At 70.6% G+C, this 18484-nt stretch carries 16 protein-coding genes and 1 tRNA gene; 14 read left to right on the forward strand and 3 right to left on the reverse strand.

The window, feature by feature from the left end:
• The first annotated feature begins 21 nt into the window (after nt 1-21).
• The 9 genes from ABZ642_RS32705 to ABZ642_RS32745 all read left to right on the forward strand — a co-directional run bounded on the left by ABZ642_RS32705 (nt 22) and on the right by ABZ642_RS32745 (nt 8091).
• A complete protein-coding gene (locus ABZ642_RS32705) occupies nt 22-696 on the forward strand; it encodes a phosphonatase-like hydrolase (protein ID WP_360490443.1) in 675 nt (224 codons plus the stop codon).
• Complete coding sequence (locus tag ABZ642_RS32710; RefSeq protein ID WP_360490445.1) at nt 693-1745, forward strand: ABC transporter ATP-binding protein; 1053 nt, start codon at nt 693-695, stop codon at nt 1743-1745. The genes ABZ642_RS32705 and ABZ642_RS32710 overlap by 4 nt, the downstream gene beginning before the upstream one ends.
• The gene (locus tag ABZ642_RS32715; RefSeq protein WP_360490447.1) at nt 1738-2604 is read left to right on the forward strand and encodes a 2-aminoethylphosphonate ABC transporter permease subunit; all 867 of its coding nucleotides are present in this window, start codon (nt 1738-1740) and stop codon (nt 2602-2604) included. Before ABZ642_RS32710 ends, ABZ642_RS32715 begins: the two co-directional genes overlap by 8 nt.
• A complete protein-coding gene (locus tag ABZ642_RS32720) occupies nt 2591-3388 on the forward strand; it encodes an ABC transporter permease subunit (RefSeq protein ID WP_360490449.1) in 798 nt (265 codons plus the stop codon). The genes ABZ642_RS32715 and ABZ642_RS32720 overlap by 14 nt, the downstream gene beginning before the upstream one ends.
• Before the next feature lie 93 nt (nt 3389-3481).
• Nucleotides 3482-4537, forward strand: a complete 1056-nt coding sequence (locus ABZ642_RS32725; RefSeq protein WP_360490451.1) for a 2-aminoethylphosphonate ABC transporter substrate-binding protein — start codon at nt 3482-3484, stop codon at nt 4535-4537.
• A gap of 156 nt (nt 4538-4693) precedes the next feature.
• Nucleotides 4694-5473 (forward strand): HAD-IIA family hydrolase, encoded by a 780-nt coding sequence (locus ABZ642_RS32730; protein WP_360490453.1) that lies wholly within the window; start codon nt 4694-4696, stop codon nt 5471-5473.
• Nucleotides 5474-5603: 130 nt separating this feature from the next.
• The gene (locus tag ABZ642_RS32735) at nt 5604-6170 is read left to right on the forward strand and encodes a hypothetical protein (protein WP_360490455.1); all 567 of its coding nucleotides are present in this window, start codon (nt 5604-5606) and stop codon (nt 6168-6170) included.
• 15 nt (nt 6171-6185) lie between these two features.
• Nucleotides 6186-6857, forward strand: coding sequence for a class F sortase (locus ABZ642_RS32740; protein WP_360490457.1), 672 nt, complete (start codon nt 6186-6188; stop codon nt 6855-6857).
• A 205-nt stretch (nt 6858-7062) separates the two neighbouring features.
• Complete coding sequence (locus ABZ642_RS32745) at nt 7063-8091, forward strand: glycoside hydrolase family 6 protein (RefSeq protein WP_360490459.1); 1029 nt, start codon at nt 7063-7065, stop codon at nt 8089-8091.
• A gap of 80 nt (nt 8092-8171) precedes the next feature.
• On the opposite strand, the gene ABZ642_RS32750 is transcribed toward ABZ642_RS32745, so the two are convergent.
• The 3 genes from ABZ642_RS32750 to ABZ642_RS32760 all read right to left on the reverse strand — a co-directional run bounded on the left by ABZ642_RS32750 (nt 8172) and on the right by ABZ642_RS32760 (nt 12621).
• Complete coding sequence (locus ABZ642_RS32750) at nt 8172-10109, reverse strand: kelch motif-containing protein (protein WP_360490461.1); 1938 nt, start codon at nt 10107-10109, stop codon at nt 8172-8174.
• Complete coding sequence (locus tag ABZ642_RS32755; protein ID WP_360490463.1) at nt 10106-12085, reverse strand: glycosyltransferase family 2 protein; 1980 nt, start codon at nt 12083-12085, stop codon at nt 10106-10108. The genes ABZ642_RS32750 and ABZ642_RS32755 overlap by 4 nt, the downstream gene beginning before the upstream one ends.
• 462 nt (nt 12086-12547) lie before the next feature.
• Nucleotides 12548-12621 (reverse strand) — tRNA-Lys (locus ABZ642_RS32760).
• A gap of 186 nt (nt 12622-12807) precedes the next feature.
• On the opposite strand from ABZ642_RS32760, the gene ABZ642_RS32765 reads away from it, so the two are divergent.
• The 5 genes from ABZ642_RS32765 to ABZ642_RS32785 all read left to right on the forward strand — a co-directional run bounded on the left by ABZ642_RS32765 (nt 12808) and on the right by ABZ642_RS32785 (nt 18437).
• On the forward strand, nt 12808-14109 hold the full coding sequence (locus tag ABZ642_RS32765) for a peptidoglycan-binding protein (protein ID WP_360490465.1): 1302 nt from the start codon (nt 12808-12810) through the stop codon (nt 14107-14109).
• Between the two features lie 48 nt (nt 14110-14157).
• Entirely contained in the window at nt 14158-15288 is a 1131-nt protein-coding gene (locus ABZ642_RS32770) for an SPFH domain-containing protein (protein WP_360490467.1), read from the forward strand.
• Nucleotides 15289-15402: 114 nt separating this feature from the next.
• On the forward strand, nt 15403-16008 hold the full coding sequence (locus ABZ642_RS32775; RefSeq protein ID WP_360490469.1) for a lytic polysaccharide monooxygenase: 606 nt from the start codon (nt 15403-15405) through the stop codon (nt 16006-16008).
• Nucleotides 16009-16137: 129 nt separating this feature from the next.
• Nucleotides 16138-16635, forward strand: a complete 498-nt coding sequence (locus tag ABZ642_RS32780) for a DUF3592 domain-containing protein (protein WP_360490472.1) — start codon at nt 16138-16140, stop codon at nt 16633-16635.
• A gap of 131 nt (nt 16636-16766) precedes the next feature.
• A complete protein-coding gene (locus ABZ642_RS32785; protein ID WP_360490475.1) occupies nt 16767-18437 on the forward strand; it encodes a long-chain-fatty-acid--CoA ligase in 1671 nt (556 codons plus the stop codon).
• Nucleotides 18438-18484: the final 47 nt, after the last annotated feature.

Genomic DNA, 18484 nt, shown 5'->3' on the forward strand with positions numbered 1-18484 from the left:
GACATGACAGAGAGGAACGACATGGCTGAGACGGCCGAGGACATCCGACTCGTCGTGCTCGACATGGCCGGTACGACCGTCGCGGACGGCGGGCTCGTCGAGCAGGCGTTCACGGCGGCCGCCCGCCATCTGGGCGCGGACCCCGACCGGATGATCGACTACGTCCGCGCCACCATGGGCGAGTCCAAGATCTCCGTCTTCCGGCACCTGTTCGGGGAGGAGGCCAGGGCCCAGGAGGCCAACCGGGCCTTCGAGGCGGCCTACGCCGAACTCGTCGACAGCGGCAGGGTGCACGCCCTGCCCGGTGCCCGCGAGACCATCGAGAAACTCCGGGGGGACGGCCGTACCGTCGTCCTCACCACCGGGTTCGCCCGCACCACCCAGGACGCGATCCTCGCCGCCCTCGGCTGGCAGGACCTGGTGCCGCTCACCCTCTGCCCCGCCGACGCCGGGGGCCGCGGGCGGCCGTACCCCGACATGGTCCTCACCGCGCTGCTGCGCACGGCCGCCGCCGACGACGTCCGTCAGGTCGCCGTCGTCGGCGACACCTCCTACGACATGCTCACCGGCGTCCGGGCCGGAGCGGGCCTGGTCGCCGGGGTGCTGACCGGGGCGCACGACGCGGACGCGCTGCGTGCGGCCGGGGCCACCCATGTGCTGGACTCGGTCGCGGGCCTGCCGGGCGTGCTCGCATGACCAGCGGTATCCGCTTCGACTCCGTCACGGTCGCCTACGACGGGAACGTCGTCCTCGACTCCCTCGACCTCACCGTCGCGCCCGGCGAGGTGATGGCCCTGCTCGGGCCGTCCGGCTCCGGCAAGACCACCGCGCTGCGGGCGGTCGCCGGGTTCGTACGGCCCGTCTCGGGGCGGGTGTTCCTCGGCGACCGTGACGTCACCGACCTGCCGCCGTACCGGCGGGGGATCGGGATGGTCGTCCAGCAGTACGCGCTGTTCCCGCACCTGCGGGTCGCCGACAACGTGGCCTTCGGACTCAAGGCCCGCAGGACGCCCAGGGGCGAGACCCGCGAACGGGTCGCCGAGGCACTGGAGATGACCGGGATGGCGGCGTACGCGCGCCGCTATCCGCGCGAGCTGTCCGGCGGGCAGCAGCAGCGGGTCGCCATCGCGCGGGCGCTGGCCATCCGGCCGGAGGTGCTGTTGCTGGACGAGCCGCTGTCCGCGCTCGACGCGCGGCTGCGGTCCGGGATGCTCGCGGAGTTGGCCCGACTGCACCGTGAGTTGCCGGACGTGTCCATCCTGTACGTCACTCATGACCAGGTCGAGGCGCTGACGCTGGCGGACCGGATCGCGGTGATGGACCGGGCGCGGCTGCGGGCGTGCGGGACGCCGGCAGAGCTCTATCGGGCGCCCGCCGACGAGTTCACGGCGTCCTTCGTGGGCGGGGCGAATCTGCTGCCGGTGACCGTGGGGGCGGGAGGCGTCGACTTCGCGGGGGCCGCGGTGAAGGTGGATACGGCGGGGGCCGTCTCCGGGGCCCGGGCCACGTTGTGTGTGCGGCCGCATCTGGTGGGGCTGGGGCAGGGGCCCAATCAGCTCTCGGGTGTCGTACGGGAGATCCAGTGGCGCGGTGCCACGCATCGGCTGTATGTCGAGGTGGGCGGGCATTCGGTGATGGCGGATCTGCGGGAGTTGAAGGATCCGCCGGGGTTCGGGGATGAAGTGGCGTTGCACTTCGCCTCGGAGGATGCCGTGTTGCTGCCTGCGGGGGTCGGCCGTGACTGAGGTCGTTTCCAGGCCGCGGGCCGGTGGGGGCTTGTCGCGCCCACGCGGCGGCAGCCGCAAATCGAGTACAGCCCCGCGCCCCTGGCGGGGCGCGCTGCTCCTGCCGCCTGTTGCACTGCTCGGCCTCTTCTTCCTCTATCCGCTCGCCCTCGTCGTCCAGCAGTCCGTGCACCCGGACACGGGCGGCACCTCCTTCCGGCCCTACGCCGACGTCTTCGCCTCCGAGTCGTTCCGCAACGCTCTGTGGACCACCGTCTGGATCGCCGTCTCCTCCACCGTCGGGTGCCTGGTCCTCGGCTTCGTGCTCGCCCTCGTCATCGCCTTCGTCCCCTTCCCCGGGGCCGGAGCCGTCGCCCGCTTCGTCGACGTCTACCTCTCCTTCCCCTCCTTCCTGATCACCCTCGCCCTGCTCTTCCTCTACGGCACGACCGGGATCATCGGGTCCTTCCAGTTCCTGACCACCCCCTGGGGGGTGCTGCTGGCCGAGGTCACCTATTTCACGCCGTTCGTGATGCGGCCGCTGCTCGCCGCGTTCTCGCAGCTCGACACCGCGCAGCTGGAGGCTGCGTCGAGCCTGGGGGCGCGGGCGCCCCGGATCGTGCGGCAGGTGATCCTCCCCGAGGCGCTGCCCGCGCTCGCGGCCGGCGGGAGCCTGGTGCTGGTGCTGTGCCTCAACGAGTTCGGGATCGTACTGTTCACCGGCGCCAAGGGGGTCACCACCCTCCCGATGCTCGTCTACAGCAAGGCGATCCTGGAGTCCGACTATCCGGGCGCCTGTGTCGTCGCCGTCGTCAACGTCCTGATCTCCACAGGTCTCTACGGCCTCTACCGGATGGTGAGCCGTCGTGCTGGTGCATAGCCGCAAGGCCAGGTGGGCGGTGTGGGCGGTGTTCCTCGTCCTGTTCCTGCCGCTCTTCGCCCTCCCGCTGCTCGTGGTCCTCGGCGCCTCCTTCGCCACTCACTGGTCCGGCGTCCTGCCCTCGGGGGCGACCGTCGGCAACTTCCGTTCCGCCACCGGCGGAGACGCCCTCCAGGCACTCACCACCAGCCTCGTCACCGCCGTCGTCGCGAGTCTGCTCGCGCTCGCCGTCGGCACCTGGGCCGCGCTCGCCGCCCACGAACTCGGCAGGCGCCGCAAGGCCCTGGTCGACGCCCTGTTCGTGCTGCCGGTCGCCGTGCCGTCGGTGGTGGTCGGGCTGGCGCTCCTGGTGGCCTTCTCCAAGCCGCCGATGCTGCTCAACGGCACCCGGTGGATCGTGATCCTCGCCCACACCGTGCTGGTGACCGCCTTCGCCCACCAGTCGGTGTCGGCCGCCGTCACCCGTCTCGACCCGGCGTACGAACAGGCCGCCGCCTCCCTGGGCGCCCGGCCCGCCCACGTGCTCCTGCGGGTCCGGCTGCCGCTCCTCCTGCCCTCCCTCACCGCCGCCGCCGGACTCTGCTTCGCCCTCTCCATGGGTGAGCTGAGCGCCACGATGATGCTCTATCCGCCCGACTGGACCCCGCTTCCCGTCCTGATCTACTCGGCCACCGACCGCGGCGCCCTGTTCGTCGGCTCCGCCCTCGCGGTGGTCCTCATGGCGGCGACCCTGATCGCCCTGTTCGCGGTCTCCCGCATCCGCAACCGCGCTTCGTACCGCTGATCACAGATCACTGATCAGCAATCACGGCTCACTGATCACGGCTCACTGATCGCTGATCCAGAACCCTTACCGACGCAAGGAGTTGGCCTCGCCATGCCCAGAAACCCGCTCAAGATCGCCGTAGCCGTCTCCCTCCTGGCCACCCCGCTGCTCTCCGCCTGCGGCGGCTCCTCGGCCGCCGCCGACGAGAAGGTCGTCACCGTCTACAGCGCCGACGGCCTCAAGGGCGAGAACAACGACGGCTGGTACGACAGGGTCTTCGCCGACTTCCAGAAGCAGACCGGTATCAAGGTCAAGTACGTCGAGGGCGGCTCCGGCGAGGTGGTGCAGCGCGCCCTGCGGGAGAAGAGCAACACGCAGGCCGACGTCCTGGTCACCCTCCCGCCCTTCGTCCAGCAGGCCGACCGCAAGGGCCTGCTGCAGAAGTACGAGCCGAAGGACTCCGAGCTGGTCGGCGGTGCCGACAAGGCCGCCGACGGCACCTGGACCTCCGTCGTCGACAACTACTTCGGGTTCGTCTACAACAAGAAGGAGCTGAAGCAGGCCCCGACCACCTGGGAGGAACTGCTCGACGGCAGGTACAAGAACAGGCTCCAGTACTCCACGCCCGGTGTCGCCGGTGACGGAACCGCCGTACTGATCAAGGCCGTCCACGACTTCGGCGGCGAACAGCAGGCGCTGGACTACCTGAAGAAGCTCCAGGCCAACAACGTCGGCCCGTCCGCCTCCACCGGCAAGCTCGCCCCCAAGGTGGACAAGGGCGAACTGCTGGTCGCCAACGGCGACGTCCAGATGAACCACGCCCAGTCCAAGACCATGCCCGACCTCGGCATCTGGTTCCCAGCCGCCCAGGGCGGCAAGCCCACCACGTTCGCGCTGCCCTACGCGGCCGGGCTGCTCACGGGCGCCCCGCACACCGAGAACGGCAGGAAACTCCTCGACTTCATGCTCGCGCGCAAGCAGCAGCAGGAGGTCAGCTCGATCGGCGGGGGCTTCAGCGCCCGTACCGACGTCAAGGCCGTGGACGCCAACGCCATCGCGCTGACCAAGCTGATGGACGGCGTCGACATCTTCGCGCCGGACTGGAACGACATCGACAAGAACCTCACGTCGTACGTCGAGGCCTGGAAGTCCGTCACCGGCAGCTGAGCCTTTCGGCCCGAGGCGACCGACGGGGTCGCGTTCACGCAGTCCTGACTAGGCTGGGGGCGTCGGTACGCCGTGGTTCCGGCGCCCGCGGTTCCCGCATGACCGCATGACCGCATGACCCCATGTACGCCATCCGCACGCCAGGAGACGCACCCCATGGCAGACCGCAAGCCCATCGAGTCATGGCTCACCGACATGGACGGGGTCCTCATCCACGAGGGCGTCCCGATCCCCGGAGCGGACGCCTTCCTGAAGAAGCTGCGGGACTCCGAGAGGCCCTTCCTGGTCCTCACCAACAACTCCATCTACACCGCCCGTGACCTGCACGCACGGCTGCGCCGGATGGGCCTGGACGTGCCGGTGGAGAACATCTGGACCTCGGCCCTGGCCACCGCCCAGTTCCTGGACGACCAGCGGCCCGGCGGCAGCGCCTACGTCATCGGCGAGGCCGGCCTGACCACCGCGCTGCACGACATCGGGTACATCCTCACCGACCACGAACCCGACTTCGTGATCCTCGGCGAGACCCGCACCTACTCCTTCGAGGCGCTCACCAAGGCCGTGCGCCTGATCAACGATGGCGCCCGGTTCATCGCCACCAACCCCGACAACGTCGGCCCGTCCGTCGAGGGCGACCTGCCCGCCACCGGCTCGGTCGCCGCGCTGATCACCGCCGCGACCGGCAAGGAGCCGTACTTCGTCGGCAAGCCCAACCCGCTGATGATGCGGGCCGGGCTCAACGCGATCGGCGCCCACTCGGAGACCTCCGCGATGATCGGCGACCGGATGGACACCGACGTCCTCGCGGGTCTGGAGGCCGGGATGCGCACCTTCCTGGTGCTGTCCGGCGTCACCCAGCCGGACGACGTCGACCGCTACCCGTTCCGGCCCTCCGAGGTCGTGGACTCGATCGCGGACCTCGTCGACCGGATCTGAATCGCGGCCCGAGCCCCGTCCGACGGGTCGGGCACCAAACCTGATCTCACTCGTACGGAGCAACAAGGCGCCCCCCGAGGATGCGGAGGTGCCCGGTGCGGGGGAGCCTCCAGATATCTGGAGGTTCACGATGGGCTCACTTCGCCTCACTCTCTGTACCGGACTCCTGGCCTGCGCAGCCGGCCTCTCCCCGGCGGCCGCCCATGCGGCGGACGGCCGGGGAGTCACCGTGACCCCGGCCTCCCCGGCCCCGGGCTCCGTCGTGGCGCTGCGGGTGAGCGGCTGCTCCGGTACGACCGGCACCGCCTCCTCGGCGGCCTTCGTCTCGGACGCCGGCCTCGGCGGCTACGACGGCACCCTGGCCGGCCAGAGCCAGGTCCGCTCCACCATCGGCGCCGGCACCTACGACGTGAAGGTCACCTGCGCCGGCGCCGTCGTCAGCGGCACCGTCACCGTCGTAGGGCAGTCGTCCCTCGCGCAGTCCCAGACCGGGCAGCCGGACGGGTCCGGCGTGCTGCCCGCCACACCGGTCGCGCCCGTGCACGCGGGCGGCGGCGGCACCGCCCCGCTCGCCTCGGTCGACCCCCGCTCGACCGGTCCCGACACCGCCCAGGCGGTCACCGGTCTCGTTCTCGCCGGGTTCGCCGCGGCCGCCGTCGGGATGCTGGGCGCCCGGCGGAGCCACGGCCCACGCTGAGGAGACAGCACGACGATGCCCGACGACGACACCGAACGACCCGCCGGCACCGGGCGGCTGCTGACCGGCGTGGCCTGGGCGATCCTGCTGCTCGGGCTGTGGCTGTGGGGCCGCGGGGTGACCGAGGTGCCCGATGGCATATCCGGCCCCACCACGGGTGACGTGGCTGCCGTAGGCCGCCCGGTCGGCGCCGAACTCCCGCCCGCCGCCAAGCCGTTGGACTCGGCCCCGCCCGAGCGCATCGACATCCCGGACCTGGGCGTGCAGGCCCCCGTGGTCGCCCGCGGCCTCGACGGCAAGGGCGGGATCGACCCACCGCCCTTCGACCAGCCCGGCGTGGTCGGCTGGTACGGCTCCGGCACCGAACCGGGCGCCGCCGGCACCGCGCTCCTGGTCGGGCACGTCGACACCGAGACCCGGCCCGCGGTCTTCTACAAGATCAGCGCCCTGCGCCCCGGCGAGACGATCCGCGTGGTCCGCGCCGACGGCACGGTCGCCGAGTTCACCATCGACGACGTACGGGTGCTGCCCCGCGACCACTTCGACGCCCAACAGGCCTACGGCGCCCGCGAGTCGGGCCGCGCCGAACTCCGGCTGATCACCTGCGGCGGCACCTTCGACCGGACCACCCACAGCTACACGGCGAACGTGGTCGTCTCGGCGTACCTCACCGGGACCGCCGTGTAGCAGCCGCACCGGACGCACCTGGGCCGCCCGCAAGCGACTCCGGAGGGGAACCCGCGCCCGGGCCCAGGTTCGCGCCCGCCGAGCCTCCTCCTCATCCGCCGCCCCGGGCTGTAACAGCTCACCGACAAGGCCGGGCGATCTCGTGGCGAGTGCGGTGGGTATGTCACGATTGGGGCCTGGCCAAGTGCACCCAGGGGGGAATTGGATGTACGACAGCAGGGGGGCCCGGCCGCCGGCCTGGACATGGGCGCTGGGAGCGGTGCTGCTGCTCGCCGGCTGCTCCTCGGGCGGGGGCGGCGACGACCGGCCGGACGCCGCGGATCCGGGCGCGGCGATCACCCAACAGCCCAAGGCGGCGGACCCGTTCTGGGTGAACCCCGACTCCAACGCGGCCCGCCAGGTGAAGGCCTACGCGAAGGCCGGCAAGGACACCGACGCCGGGCAGATCCGCAAGATGGCGCAGCAGCCGACCGGTGAGTGGATCGGCCCGGAGAACCCGGAGCAGGAGGCACGCGGTTTCACCGAGGCCGCGCAGAAGTCCGACCGCACGGCCCTGCTGGTCCTCTACAACATCCCGCACCGCGACTGCGGCCAGTACAGCCAGGGCGGCGCGGCCGACGGCGACGCGTACCGGGCGTGGATCGACGGGGTCGCCCGGGGTATCCAGGACCGCCCCGCGACCGTCGTCCTCGAACCGGACGCCGTACTGCACCTCGTCGACGGCTGCACCCAGGCCCAGTTCGCCGAGGAACGCTACGACCTGCTGCGCTCCGCGATCACCAAGCTCAAGTCCCTCAAGAACACGAAGGTCTACCTGGACGCCGGGAACGCCGGCTGGGGCCACCCCGACCAGATCTACCAGCCCCTCCGACAGGCGGGCATCACGGAGGCGGACGGCTTCGCGGTCAACGTCTCCAACTTCTACTCCACCCAGGACTCCATCGCCTACGGCAAGCAGCTCTCGGAGAAGGTGGGCGGCAAACACTTCGTCATCGACACCAGCAGAAACGGCAACGGCCCGTACACGGGCGGGAATCCGGAAGAGCGGTGGTGCAACCCGCCGGGCCGCGCCTTGGGGGAAACGCCGACCACGAAGACGGCAGACCCCCTGGCGGACGCCTACCTGTGGGTAAAACGCCCAGGCGAATCGGACGGCACCTGCAAGGGAGGCCCCCAGGCGGGCAATTGGTGGCCGACCTACGCTCTGAAACTCGCCCAGGGGTCGGACACTTAGGGGCGCGGGGAACCGCGCGACAAGCCACAGCGCTCCCGCAGCCAAAGGCAGAACATGCGGGAGCGCCACGGCACCGAGAGCTAAGGCACCTTCACCCACCGCGCCTCACTCGGCGTCCCCTGATCGTCGTCAACGAACACCATGTACCACCCCGACGGCACGAGGTTCCGATTCCTCGGTACCGTCACCGTGATCCGGTTCCCGGACGTCGTGAAGTCCAGCGCGACGGAGCGCTGGTCCACATCGGTCACATGCGTGGTCGCACTCGGCCGGATCAGCCGCACCTTCTTGATGGTCGAGGCGTGCCGGGAGGTGAACGTCCCCGATCCGCCCCGGGCGATGGTCCCCGGCCCCGCGCTCAGCGACGGCCGTGAGTCCCGGTAGAGATACGGCGGTGTGTAGATCTCGATCCGCTGCTCGAAGACTCCCGGCTTGGTGTCGGCCTTGTCCGCGAACAGCGGGTTGGATCCGAAGAACATGACCCGGCCGTCGGGCAGCAGGATCGACCCGGAGTGGTAGTCCCGCCCCACCAGCGGATCGGCCACCCGCTTGAAGGAGTTCGTGGCGGTGTCGTAGATCCGCGCCTGTCGGATGTCGGAGTCGCCGCGCCCCCGGTAGTCCTCGGAGCCGCCCGACACCAGCACGGAGTCGTCCGGCAGTACCGAGATCTGCGGATACCGCGTCCCCTTCTCCAGCGTGGGCCCGTCCACGAACTTCGGGTCGGTGCCCTTCAGGTCGATCAGCCGCGTCCGGTTCGTGGACAGCTCGGACTCGCCGACCCCGCCGCCGCCGACGACCATGTACTTCTCGTCCTGCGCCGGAGGCAGCAGCACGGTCCCGGAGGTCTCCAGCATGTTCGGATCGCTGAGCCCGGCCAGTTTCGTGAACCGGTTGGTGTCCACGTCCCAGATCCCGGGGTCGCGCCCGACGTCGTCCGGCCCGTACCCGGCGTTGGAGCCGGAGTAGAAGAGCTTGCCGTTCTGCAGCAGGAACAGCGCGGGATAGGTCGGGAACTGGCGCTTGTACTTGGTGTACGTCCATTTCTTGGTCGCCGGGTCGAAGACCTCGTTCTTGCCCGGCACCAGCTGCCCGATGTCGTCGAGCCCGGAGACGCTGAGGACCTTGCCGTCCGACAGCGTGGTGAGCGTCGGATACCAGCGGGCCTCGTTCATCGGGTCGACCTTGATGTACTTCTCGGCGACCGGATCGAATTCGTAGGCGTTCTTGATGCCCTCGAAGTCCCGCTTGTCCATGCCGAGTTTGTTGGCGATGCCGTAGGTGTTGCGGGCGTCGGCGCCGGTCAGTCCCTCGATGCTGTAGTTGTCCTGGGTGCCGGTCTCGTACCGGGTGCCCTCCTTCGGTGCCTCGACGACGACCCGCGCGTAACCGGGGTTGTTCCGCAGGAACCGGCCGGTCTTCTTGTCGAAGACCTTGGTCGCGCGCGGGATCAGCACCGAGTCGTCGGAGAGGAACGTCCTGCCGTTCCCCTTGCCGGTGAACCGGGTGCCCTGGGGCAGGGTCATCGGCTTGTCGGGGTTCTCGTTGTAGAGGATCATGACGCCGCCGGCCTTCTTGACGTCGCCCTTGAGCTTCTCGTACTGCTTGGTGCCGCCGGCGATCAGGATGTCGCCGTTGGCGAGCTGGGTGTGGCCGGTGCAGAACAGGTCGGCCGGGGTGGGCACCTTCTTGATCGTGCCCTTGACCGGGTCCCAGATCCGGCTGTCGTAGATCTTCGCGTCGAAGTTGTCCTGGTTGTTGCCCGAGCCCGCGACCAGCAGCACCTTTCCGGTGTGCAGGAGTACCGCGTGGATGGTGTCCTGGCGGTACTCCTTCGGGAACTCGATGACGTCCCAGTGGCCGTTCTCGGCCTTGTACTCCGGTCTGTTGATCTTGTACTGGTGGTATTCCTCGGTCCCGAAGCGGTACACCCACGGCCCGTTCATCCCGGCCAGGGCGAGCACCACCGCCGTACCGATCGCGAGACGACGAGCCCGGCGGCCGCCGGCACGGTCGGTCATTCCTTACGTCCCCCCAGCCCGCCGAGCGCGATCCGCATGGTCTCCTCCGGGTTCCCGCCGCCGCCCGCGGGTGCCCAGGTGGGCCGCTGCTGCGGGGCGTGCGCCGCGCGCGGGTACCCGGGCGGCACCGCGTCCTCCGGCTCGGCGGCGACCGCGGGTGTCCTGCCCTCCTTGCGCAGCGTGTACTGCCAGGCGAAGATCGGGGCCGCCGTGATGAGCAGCGCCAGCGTCGCCCAGGTGAGCATCGCCGGGTGCGCGTGGCCGCCGACGAAACCGGCGGCGAGCGAGCCGCCGAAGACCAGCATGAAGAACCAGTGGATCCGGAACGTGCCGAACAGCGTGTCCGGGCTGGCCGACTCGCCCTTGGGCGTGACCACGAACTTGCTCTTGCGGCGCAGCACGGCGTCCATCAGCGAGCGGGCGTAGATCGGCGCGGACAGCGCCGACATCACCATGCCGGCCACCCCGCCGGAGCCCTCCGGCTCGTGCGGGGAGACGTTGTGCCGCCGGTTCCAGATGTACAGGCCGATCTGGAGCGCGGAGGCGTTGCCGTAGAGCATCAGCCACACGGTGGGGTCGATGTTCACACCCGAGGCGCCCAGACCCAGGAACAGCGCGCAGCTCAGGGCCGCGAGGATCCAGTTGAGGGCCGACATCGGGTAGAAGATGATCATCATCGTGTAGTTGAAGAGCTTGCCCGGGGACAGCGTGAACAGGCCCTTCCAGTACTGCTTGAGGATCGTCTCGTAGGTCCCCCGGGACCAGCGCAGCTGCTGGGTGAAGAAGTCGGTCCAGGCGTTCGGGCCCTCGCCGACCGCGAGCACGTCCGGGGTGTACACCGAGCGCCACTTCTTCCCCGTCGCCGGGTTCCTGGTGCGGTGGATCTCGAAGCCGGTGGCCATGTCCTCGGTGATCGAGTCGTACAGGCCGCCGATCTGCTGGAGCGCCCTGATCCGTACGGCGTTGGAGGTGCCGACGAACATGGGCGCGCCGTAGCGGTTGCCGGCGCGCTGGATCAGGGCGTGGAAGAGGAACTGCTGGGACTCGGCGGCCTTGGTGACGAACGTGTCGTAGTTGCCGTACACCTGTGGGCCGATGACGAAGCCGACGTCCGGGTCGCGGAAGTAGCCCAGCATCCGCTCCAGGTAGTTGGGCAGCGGGACGTGGTCGGTGTCGACGGAGGCGAAGAAGTCGTACTCGTCGCCGTGCGCCTCCAGCCAGGCGTTGTAGTTGCCGTGCTTGGTCTTCGCCCGGTGTGGGCCCTTGGGCCGGTTCCACTTCTCGACGCCCTTGCGGGTGAAGTGGTGCACGCCCAGGCGCGCGCAGACCTGCTTCACCTCCGGATCGTCGCCCTCGTCGAGCAGCCAGATGTGCAGCAGCCCCCGGTGGCGCAGCCGGACCGCCGCCTCCAGCGTCCGGGTGACCATGTCCAGCGGTTCCTTGCCGGGCACGAACGTGGTGATGAACGCGACCCGGGTGCCGGTCTCCGGGACCACCGGGACCGGGTCGCGGGCCACCAGGGTGGCGTGTGCGTTGGACAGCACGTTCATGCAGCGGAAGAACTCGATCAGGCCGATCGACACCAGCATCACGATGTCGAGGGCCGGCAGGAAGTCGTAGGCCGGGTAGTCGCGCTGGGTCCAGTGCTCGGGCTGCAGCAGCCAGGTGAGCAGGACCAGCGAGAGCAGCGGGGCGGCGCCCAGCATCAGGGCGGCGCGCAGGCGGTGCGGTTCCTGGGAGAGCAGGGAGCGGTACTGCACTTTGTACGGTGTGCTCGGATCGGGCTGGGTGAGGGGGCCGGCGAGCCTGCTGTAGTGCTCGTAGTCGTATCTGGGCAGTGTCTTCTTGATCCGGCGCAGGGCGCCGGTGGTGGATCGGTGTGCGGGTACGCGGAGCTGTGTGGTCTGTGACGGATCGTATGGCTGTGACGGGTCGTGTTCCTGTTCCTGCCGGGCGCCCGTCGGCGTCGACGTCATGAGTCATCCCCCCACACGCGCAGATCAGCGCGTGTCTGTCGGTCCCACCGCCCGGTCGGATCCCCCTCGATCAGGCCGGGCGCGTCAATGGCGGGGCACAGTCGTTCCACGGATATGGACACGGACCGTGACCATCCGGTTGCATGATGCCCCCCTCGGCATCGATTCATGACCGGGGCCCCTCAACCCCGCAGATCTGGCAACCGGTTACCTACCCCCCAAGTGCCGCGAATCATCGGCACTTTGGACATCCAGGGTTCTACGGTGCCGAGCATGATCGCAAGAGCGAAACAAGGTGTTTACCGATCATAGGTGTTCATTGCGGAACCTGTGGTGATTGTGTGGATCGACCGTGTCGGTAGTTGACATAACGGTGCACATGGTTCCGAAGCGGCCTGGTGCGGCCGGTGGGGTGTACGCCAGAAGGCCCCCCGCTACTGCGGAGGGCCTTCTGTGTGTCTGTGCGCCGCCAGGGACTCGAACCCCGGACCCGCTGATTAAGAGTCAGCTGCTCTAACCAACTGAGCTAGCGGCGCCTGCTGACAGCGAGAACTCTACCCGACGGAGGGCGGTGCTCCCGACCGGCGGCCACCGGGGGGACCCCCGTCCGCCCCCTGCCGTACATCATTCGGACCGTCAGCATGCGCACCGGGGTGACAGTTGGGAAACTGATCAATGTGTACAGTCCCGGACATATCAACACGAAGTGTGAGGGGAATCGCATGCCGGCCCCGGTATTCGAGGAATTCGACCCCGCGAACGACTGCGAATGCCCCGGATGCGTTCACTGGCGGCGGGTCGGCCCGTACCCGCTGCCCGGGCGTTTCGGCGGACACCCGGCCGCCCGGGGCGTCCTGGTCGTGGCCGCCGCCGCGTCCGCCGCCCTCGCCGCGAGCACCCCGACGGCCGCCGCCCACAGCACCCCGCCGGCCCCCCACCGGCCCACCGCCCCCGCGGACGGCGAGCCCGACACCCCGCAGGGCGCCAAGTCCCCCCTGCACGGCCCCGGCGGCAAGCCCGCCCACGGCCCCGTCACCACGCCCCCCGTCACCCGCACCGAGATCATCAACCGGGCCAAGACCTGGGTCACCGCCCAGGTGCCGTACAGCATGTCCCTCTACTGGACGGACGGATACCGGCAGGACTGCTCCGGCTATGTCTCGATGGCCTGGAAGCTGACCGGGAACGAGTGGACGGGCAGCCTCGACCAGTTCGCCACGAAGATCACCAAGGCGGAGCTCCAGCCCGGCGACATCCTGCTCTTCCACAACCCGGACAACCCCGAGAAGGGCTCCCACGTCGTGATCTTCGGCGGCTGGACGGACTACACGCACACCGCTTACACGGCGTACGAGCAGACACCCCCGCACGCCCGCCGCCAGTCCACCCCCTACGCCTACTGGAGCAACTCCGCCAAATACGTCCCCTACCGCTACAAGGGCCTGATCGCGGACCCGGGCACGGCCGGCGCCGAGGCCGGGAAGACGGCGGTGCCGTTCCCCGGCGCGGCCTACTTCGGTCCGGGCGCCGACAACAAGTACGTCACCCTGCTCGGCCGGCTGCTCACCGCCCGGGGCGCCGGCGCCCACTACACCAAGGGCCCGGGTCCGGTCTGGGGCACCGCGGACCAGCAGGCCACCCGGGCCTTCCAGCTCGCCCAGGGCTGGACCGGCGCCGCCGCCGACGGCCTGCCCGGCCCGGGCACCTGGGAACTCCTCGCCACCGGCAAGGGCAAGGACATCAGGCCCGCCGCCACGGCCACGCCCGTCCCCGCCTCGCACGGGGTCCCGGGCTACCCCGGCAAGAACTACTTCCGGCCGGGCGCCGCCAACGACTACGTCACCCGGCTCGGCCGGCGGCTGATCGAGAAGGGCTTCGGCCGTTTCTACACCGAGGGTCCGGGTCCGGCCTGGGGCGAGGCCGACCGCAGGGCCGTCGAGGCGTTCCAGCGCACCCAGGGCTGGCGCGGCGGCGCGGCCGACGGCTACCCGGGGCCGGAGACCTGGCGCCGCCTGTTCCTTTAACGACCCGACGATCACGTGACGCATCTGGCGCGGAGGCTGGAGGCAGGCATGAGTACGACGACCGCACACACCCCTGAATCGGACGACCCCCTGGACGGCGGACCGCCCACCCGGCCCGTCCCCCGGCTGATCCAGAACGAGGCCACCACCGAGATCCCGGTCCACCTGCTGTTCCGCGACGACCCCGACCCGGTCTCGGTCCCGCTGAAGCCCGCCGTGGTCGGCCGCCGGCAGGGCACCGGCGAACAGCCCCGGCTGCGCCGCCCGGCCCCGGCCAAGCCCCGGCCGGTCGCCGCCGTCGACCCCGAACTGGTGGAACGCCCCGCCCGGGTGCTGCCCGGCGCGGCCGGGGTGGCCGCCGGGCTGGCCGGAACGGCCGGGAGCCTCGCCACTTCCTGGTGGGCCGGAGTGCTGCCCCCGCTCGCGGTGCACGCGCTGCGCCTTCCGGCGTACGCGGGCGCGGGACTCGGCCCGGCGCAGTGGGCCGCGTACGCCGGAGCCGGCGCGCTCGGCCTGTTCGGCTTCGCCGGTCTCGCCCGCGGGGCGACCGGACGGGCCTGGGTGCTCGGCCTGTTCGGCCGCTACCGGGGGACGGTACGGCGCACCGGCCTGCTCTGGGTCAACCCGCTGCTGCTGCGCCGCCGCGTCGACGTCCGGCTGCGGCACTGGCGCAGCGAGGAGATGCCGGCGGCGGACGGCAACGGGGTCGCGCTGCGGGTCGTCGTCCTGGTGGTGTGGCGGGTGCGGGACACCGCGCGGGCGGTGCTCGGCCTCGACGACCACGAGACGTACCTGCGGGAGTGCGTGGAGGCGGCGCTGGCCCGGGTGCCGGTGGAGGTGCCGGGCCGGACGCGGGGTTCGGTGGAGATGGCCGCCGACGCGCTGACCCGGCTGGTGGCGAAGGACGCGGGCGGGATCGGCCTGGAGGTGTTCTCCGTGCAGCCGGTCCGGGTGGAGTACGCCCCGGAGGTCGCCGCGGCCATGCACCGGCGCCGGATCGCCGCGCTCGACGCCCAGCAGCGGTCCGGGATGCTCGCCTCCGTCGTGGACTCCGTCGAGGACACGGTGACCCGGCTGACCATGCGCGGCCTGGTCGAACTCGACGACTACGAGCGCAAGGTGCTGGTGCGGGACCTGACGGTGGCGTTCTGCTCGGGACGCTCCGACTCCGCACCCTGACGCGCGGGGATGGGTCGTTGATATGGACACGGTCAACTGATGGCAATAATCTGGGACTTGGTCTAGACCTGCACGGCTCACAGAACCTCCCCCACGTTCTCCAGGAGCGGCAGCATGCGTAAACGGACCAAGATCTCGGCCGTCGTGCTCGGTGTGGCGACCGCCGGAGCCTTCGCGCTCTCCACCGGCGGTGCCAGCGGGCACGGCTACACCGACCTCCCCATCAGCAGGCAGAAGCTCTGCGCCAACGGCACCGTGACCAACTGCGGTGACATCCAGTACGAGCCGCAGAGCGTCGAGGGCCCGAAGGGCTTCCCGGCGGCCGGCCCGGCCGACGGCCAGCTCTGCAACGGCGGGCTGAGCAGGTTCGCCCAGCTCAGCTCGCCCAAGACCCCCGCGGGCGGGGCCTGGCCGACGACCAAGGTGACGGGCGGTCAGTCGTACACCTTCCGCTGGCAGTTCACCGCGATGCACGCCACGACCGACTTCAAGTACTACGTCACCAAGCCGGGCTGGAACCAGAACCACGCCCTCGCCCGTTCGGACCTCAACACCACTCCGTTCCTCACCGTCCCCTACAACGGCCAGCGCCCGCCGGCCACCCTCAGTCACAGCGGCACCCTGCCGACGGGGCTGAGCGGTCACCACGTGATCCTGGCGGTCTGGACGATCGCCGACACGAGCAACGCGTTCTACGCCTGCTCCGACGTCACGTTCTGACCGGCGTCGTTCGACGACTGGGTAACATCCGGCTGATCTGAGCTTCGCTTGAGGACCCGCCGCAGTTCGCGGGGGTAGGTTCCCGCCACGCCGGTCGGTCGGACCGGTGTTCGCAACCGGGGGACTGCCATGGGCCTGCTGCAAGCGTTCTTCTACATCATTCCCGGCGTCTTCGTCGTCGTCGGGGTGTACGGGATGATCAGAACACTGAAGCGGTCACGTCAGATCAGCCGGGCGTGGCGTCACGGCCGTACGGCCGAGGCGCGCTGCCTGCGGTCGTACGCGACGACCAGCGGCGGCAGCGGGGACACGTCCGTGACGACCACGCTGCATCACGTGTTCGAGTTCACCACGGCCGAGGGGCGGACCGTCCGCATCGACGAGCCGAACGGGCCGTCGACCGTCGTCGAGGGTGACTTCGTGACGGTGTACTACCTGCCGGAGATTCCGGAGAAGGCGACGGCACAGCCGCCCGCGCAGGGGAAGCTGGCCGCGGGGACCGGGTGCCTGGTGGTGTTCTTCCTGGTCTTCATCGGGTTCGCGGTGGCCTTCATGATCGGGGCGCACTTCGCCTTCTCGGACGGGGGGACGGGGCCGGAGCCGGGGACGGTGGACTGGACTCCGTGAGTGCCGGCGGGGCCGTGGACCTCCGCGGGCCGGTGGGGCTCGTCGCGCCCACGCGGCGGTAGCCGCACATCGGCACAGCCCCGCGCCCCCAGGGTATCGATCTGACGGAGTGTCAACTAATCTGCCTCTTCATGGCCTTCGAAGGGCGCACGATCGCCGAAGCAGTCGCCGCCCGGTGGGGTGACCACCGGCCGGGGCTGTGGTTCGAGGAACAGGTGCTGACGCATCACGAGGTGGCCGGCGGTGCCGCCGCCCGCGCGGCCCTGCTGCGGGATCTGCTGCCGCCCGGTGCCGTGCCCCATGTGGGTGTGCTGCTCGACAACACCCCGGAGTTCCCGCTCTGGCTGGGGGCCGCCGCGCTCGCCGGGGCGGCTGTCGCCGGGGTCAATCCGACCCGGCGCGGGGCCGAGCTCGCACGGGACATCCGGCACACCGAGTGCCCGGTGCTGGTCACCGAGCGGGCCCATCTGCCGCTGCTCGCCGGGCTCGAACTGCCCGGCGTGCGCCTCCTGGTCACCGACGATCCGGCGTACGGCGCACTTCTCGCGCCCTATGTCGGCGCCTTCCCGGACGCCTCGCGGGCCGCCCCCGGCGACCGGATCCTGCTCTACTTCACCTCCGGTTCCACCGGCGCCCCCAAGGCCGCCCTCTGCTCCCAGGGCAGGCTCGCGGCGGCCGGGCGGTCGCTCGCCGGGCAGTTCGGGGTGGGGCCCGACGACGTGCACTACGTCTGCATGCCGATGTTCCACGGCAACGCCGTGATCGCCGACTGGGCACCCGCGCTGACGGCGGCCGCCGGGGTGGCGTTACGGCGGCGGTTCTCGGCGTCGGGATTCCTGGCCGACGTACGGCGCTACCGGGCGACCTACTTCACCTATGTCGGCCGTGCGGTGCAGTACATCCTCGCCACCGAGCCACACGCCCACGACCGGGACAATCCGCTGCGGCTCGGCTTCGGAACGGAGGCCGGGGCGGTGGACGCGGCCGCCTTCGAGGAGCGGTTCGGGGTGCGGCTGGTCGAGGGGTACGGGTCCTCGGAGGGCGGGGCCGCGATCCAGTGGTCGCCGGGGACGCCCCGCGGGGCGGTGGGGCGGGCGGCGCCCGGTCTCGTCGTACTCGACCAGGAGACGGGGGCGCAGTGCCCGGCCGCGGTCTTCGACTCGGGGGGCCGGCTGCTCAACGGGGAGCAGGCGATAGGGGAGCTGGTCAACCGGGCGCCGAACCCCTTCGAGGGGTACTGGCGCAACCCGGAGGCGGAGGCCGAGCGGCGCCGGGGAGGCTGGTACTGGACCGGGGATCTCTTCTACCGGGACGCGGACGGTTATCTGTACTTCGCGGGGCGTACCGACGACCGGATCCGGGTGGACGGGGAGAACCTGGCCGCCGCGATGATCGAGAACATCGTGGCGCGGTACGAGGGCGCGGACGCCGTCGCCGTGTACGGGGTGCCGGACCCGGTGACCGGGGACCAGGTGATGGCGACCGTCGCCGGGCGGTTCGAGCCGTTGGACTTCGCCGAGTTCCTGCTGGCCCAGCCCGACCTGGGGACGAAGATGGCACCCCGGTTCGTGCGGGTGGTGGAGCGGATGCCGGTGACGGCGACCAACAAGATCCAGCGGGCCGCGCTGCGGCGGGAGGGGGTGCGGTGTGCCGACCCGGTGTGGTGGCGGCCGCCGGGCGAGCAGACCTACCGCCGACTGACCGCCGAGGACGCCGAAGGGCCCCTCGTCTCCACGAGGGGCCCTTCGGCGGAGGGCGTGGACGGCGGAGCGCCCACCGCGCGCGGCGCGGCCGCGCAATAACAGAGAGGGCGAGCACCATCCGCGTTCTCCGCGGACAAGGCTCGCCC

It is taken from the genome of Streptomyces sp. NPDC007157 (assembly GCF_040634235.1).
Classification (GTDB): Bacteria; Actinomycetota; Actinomycetes; order Streptomycetales; family Streptomycetaceae; genus Streptomyces.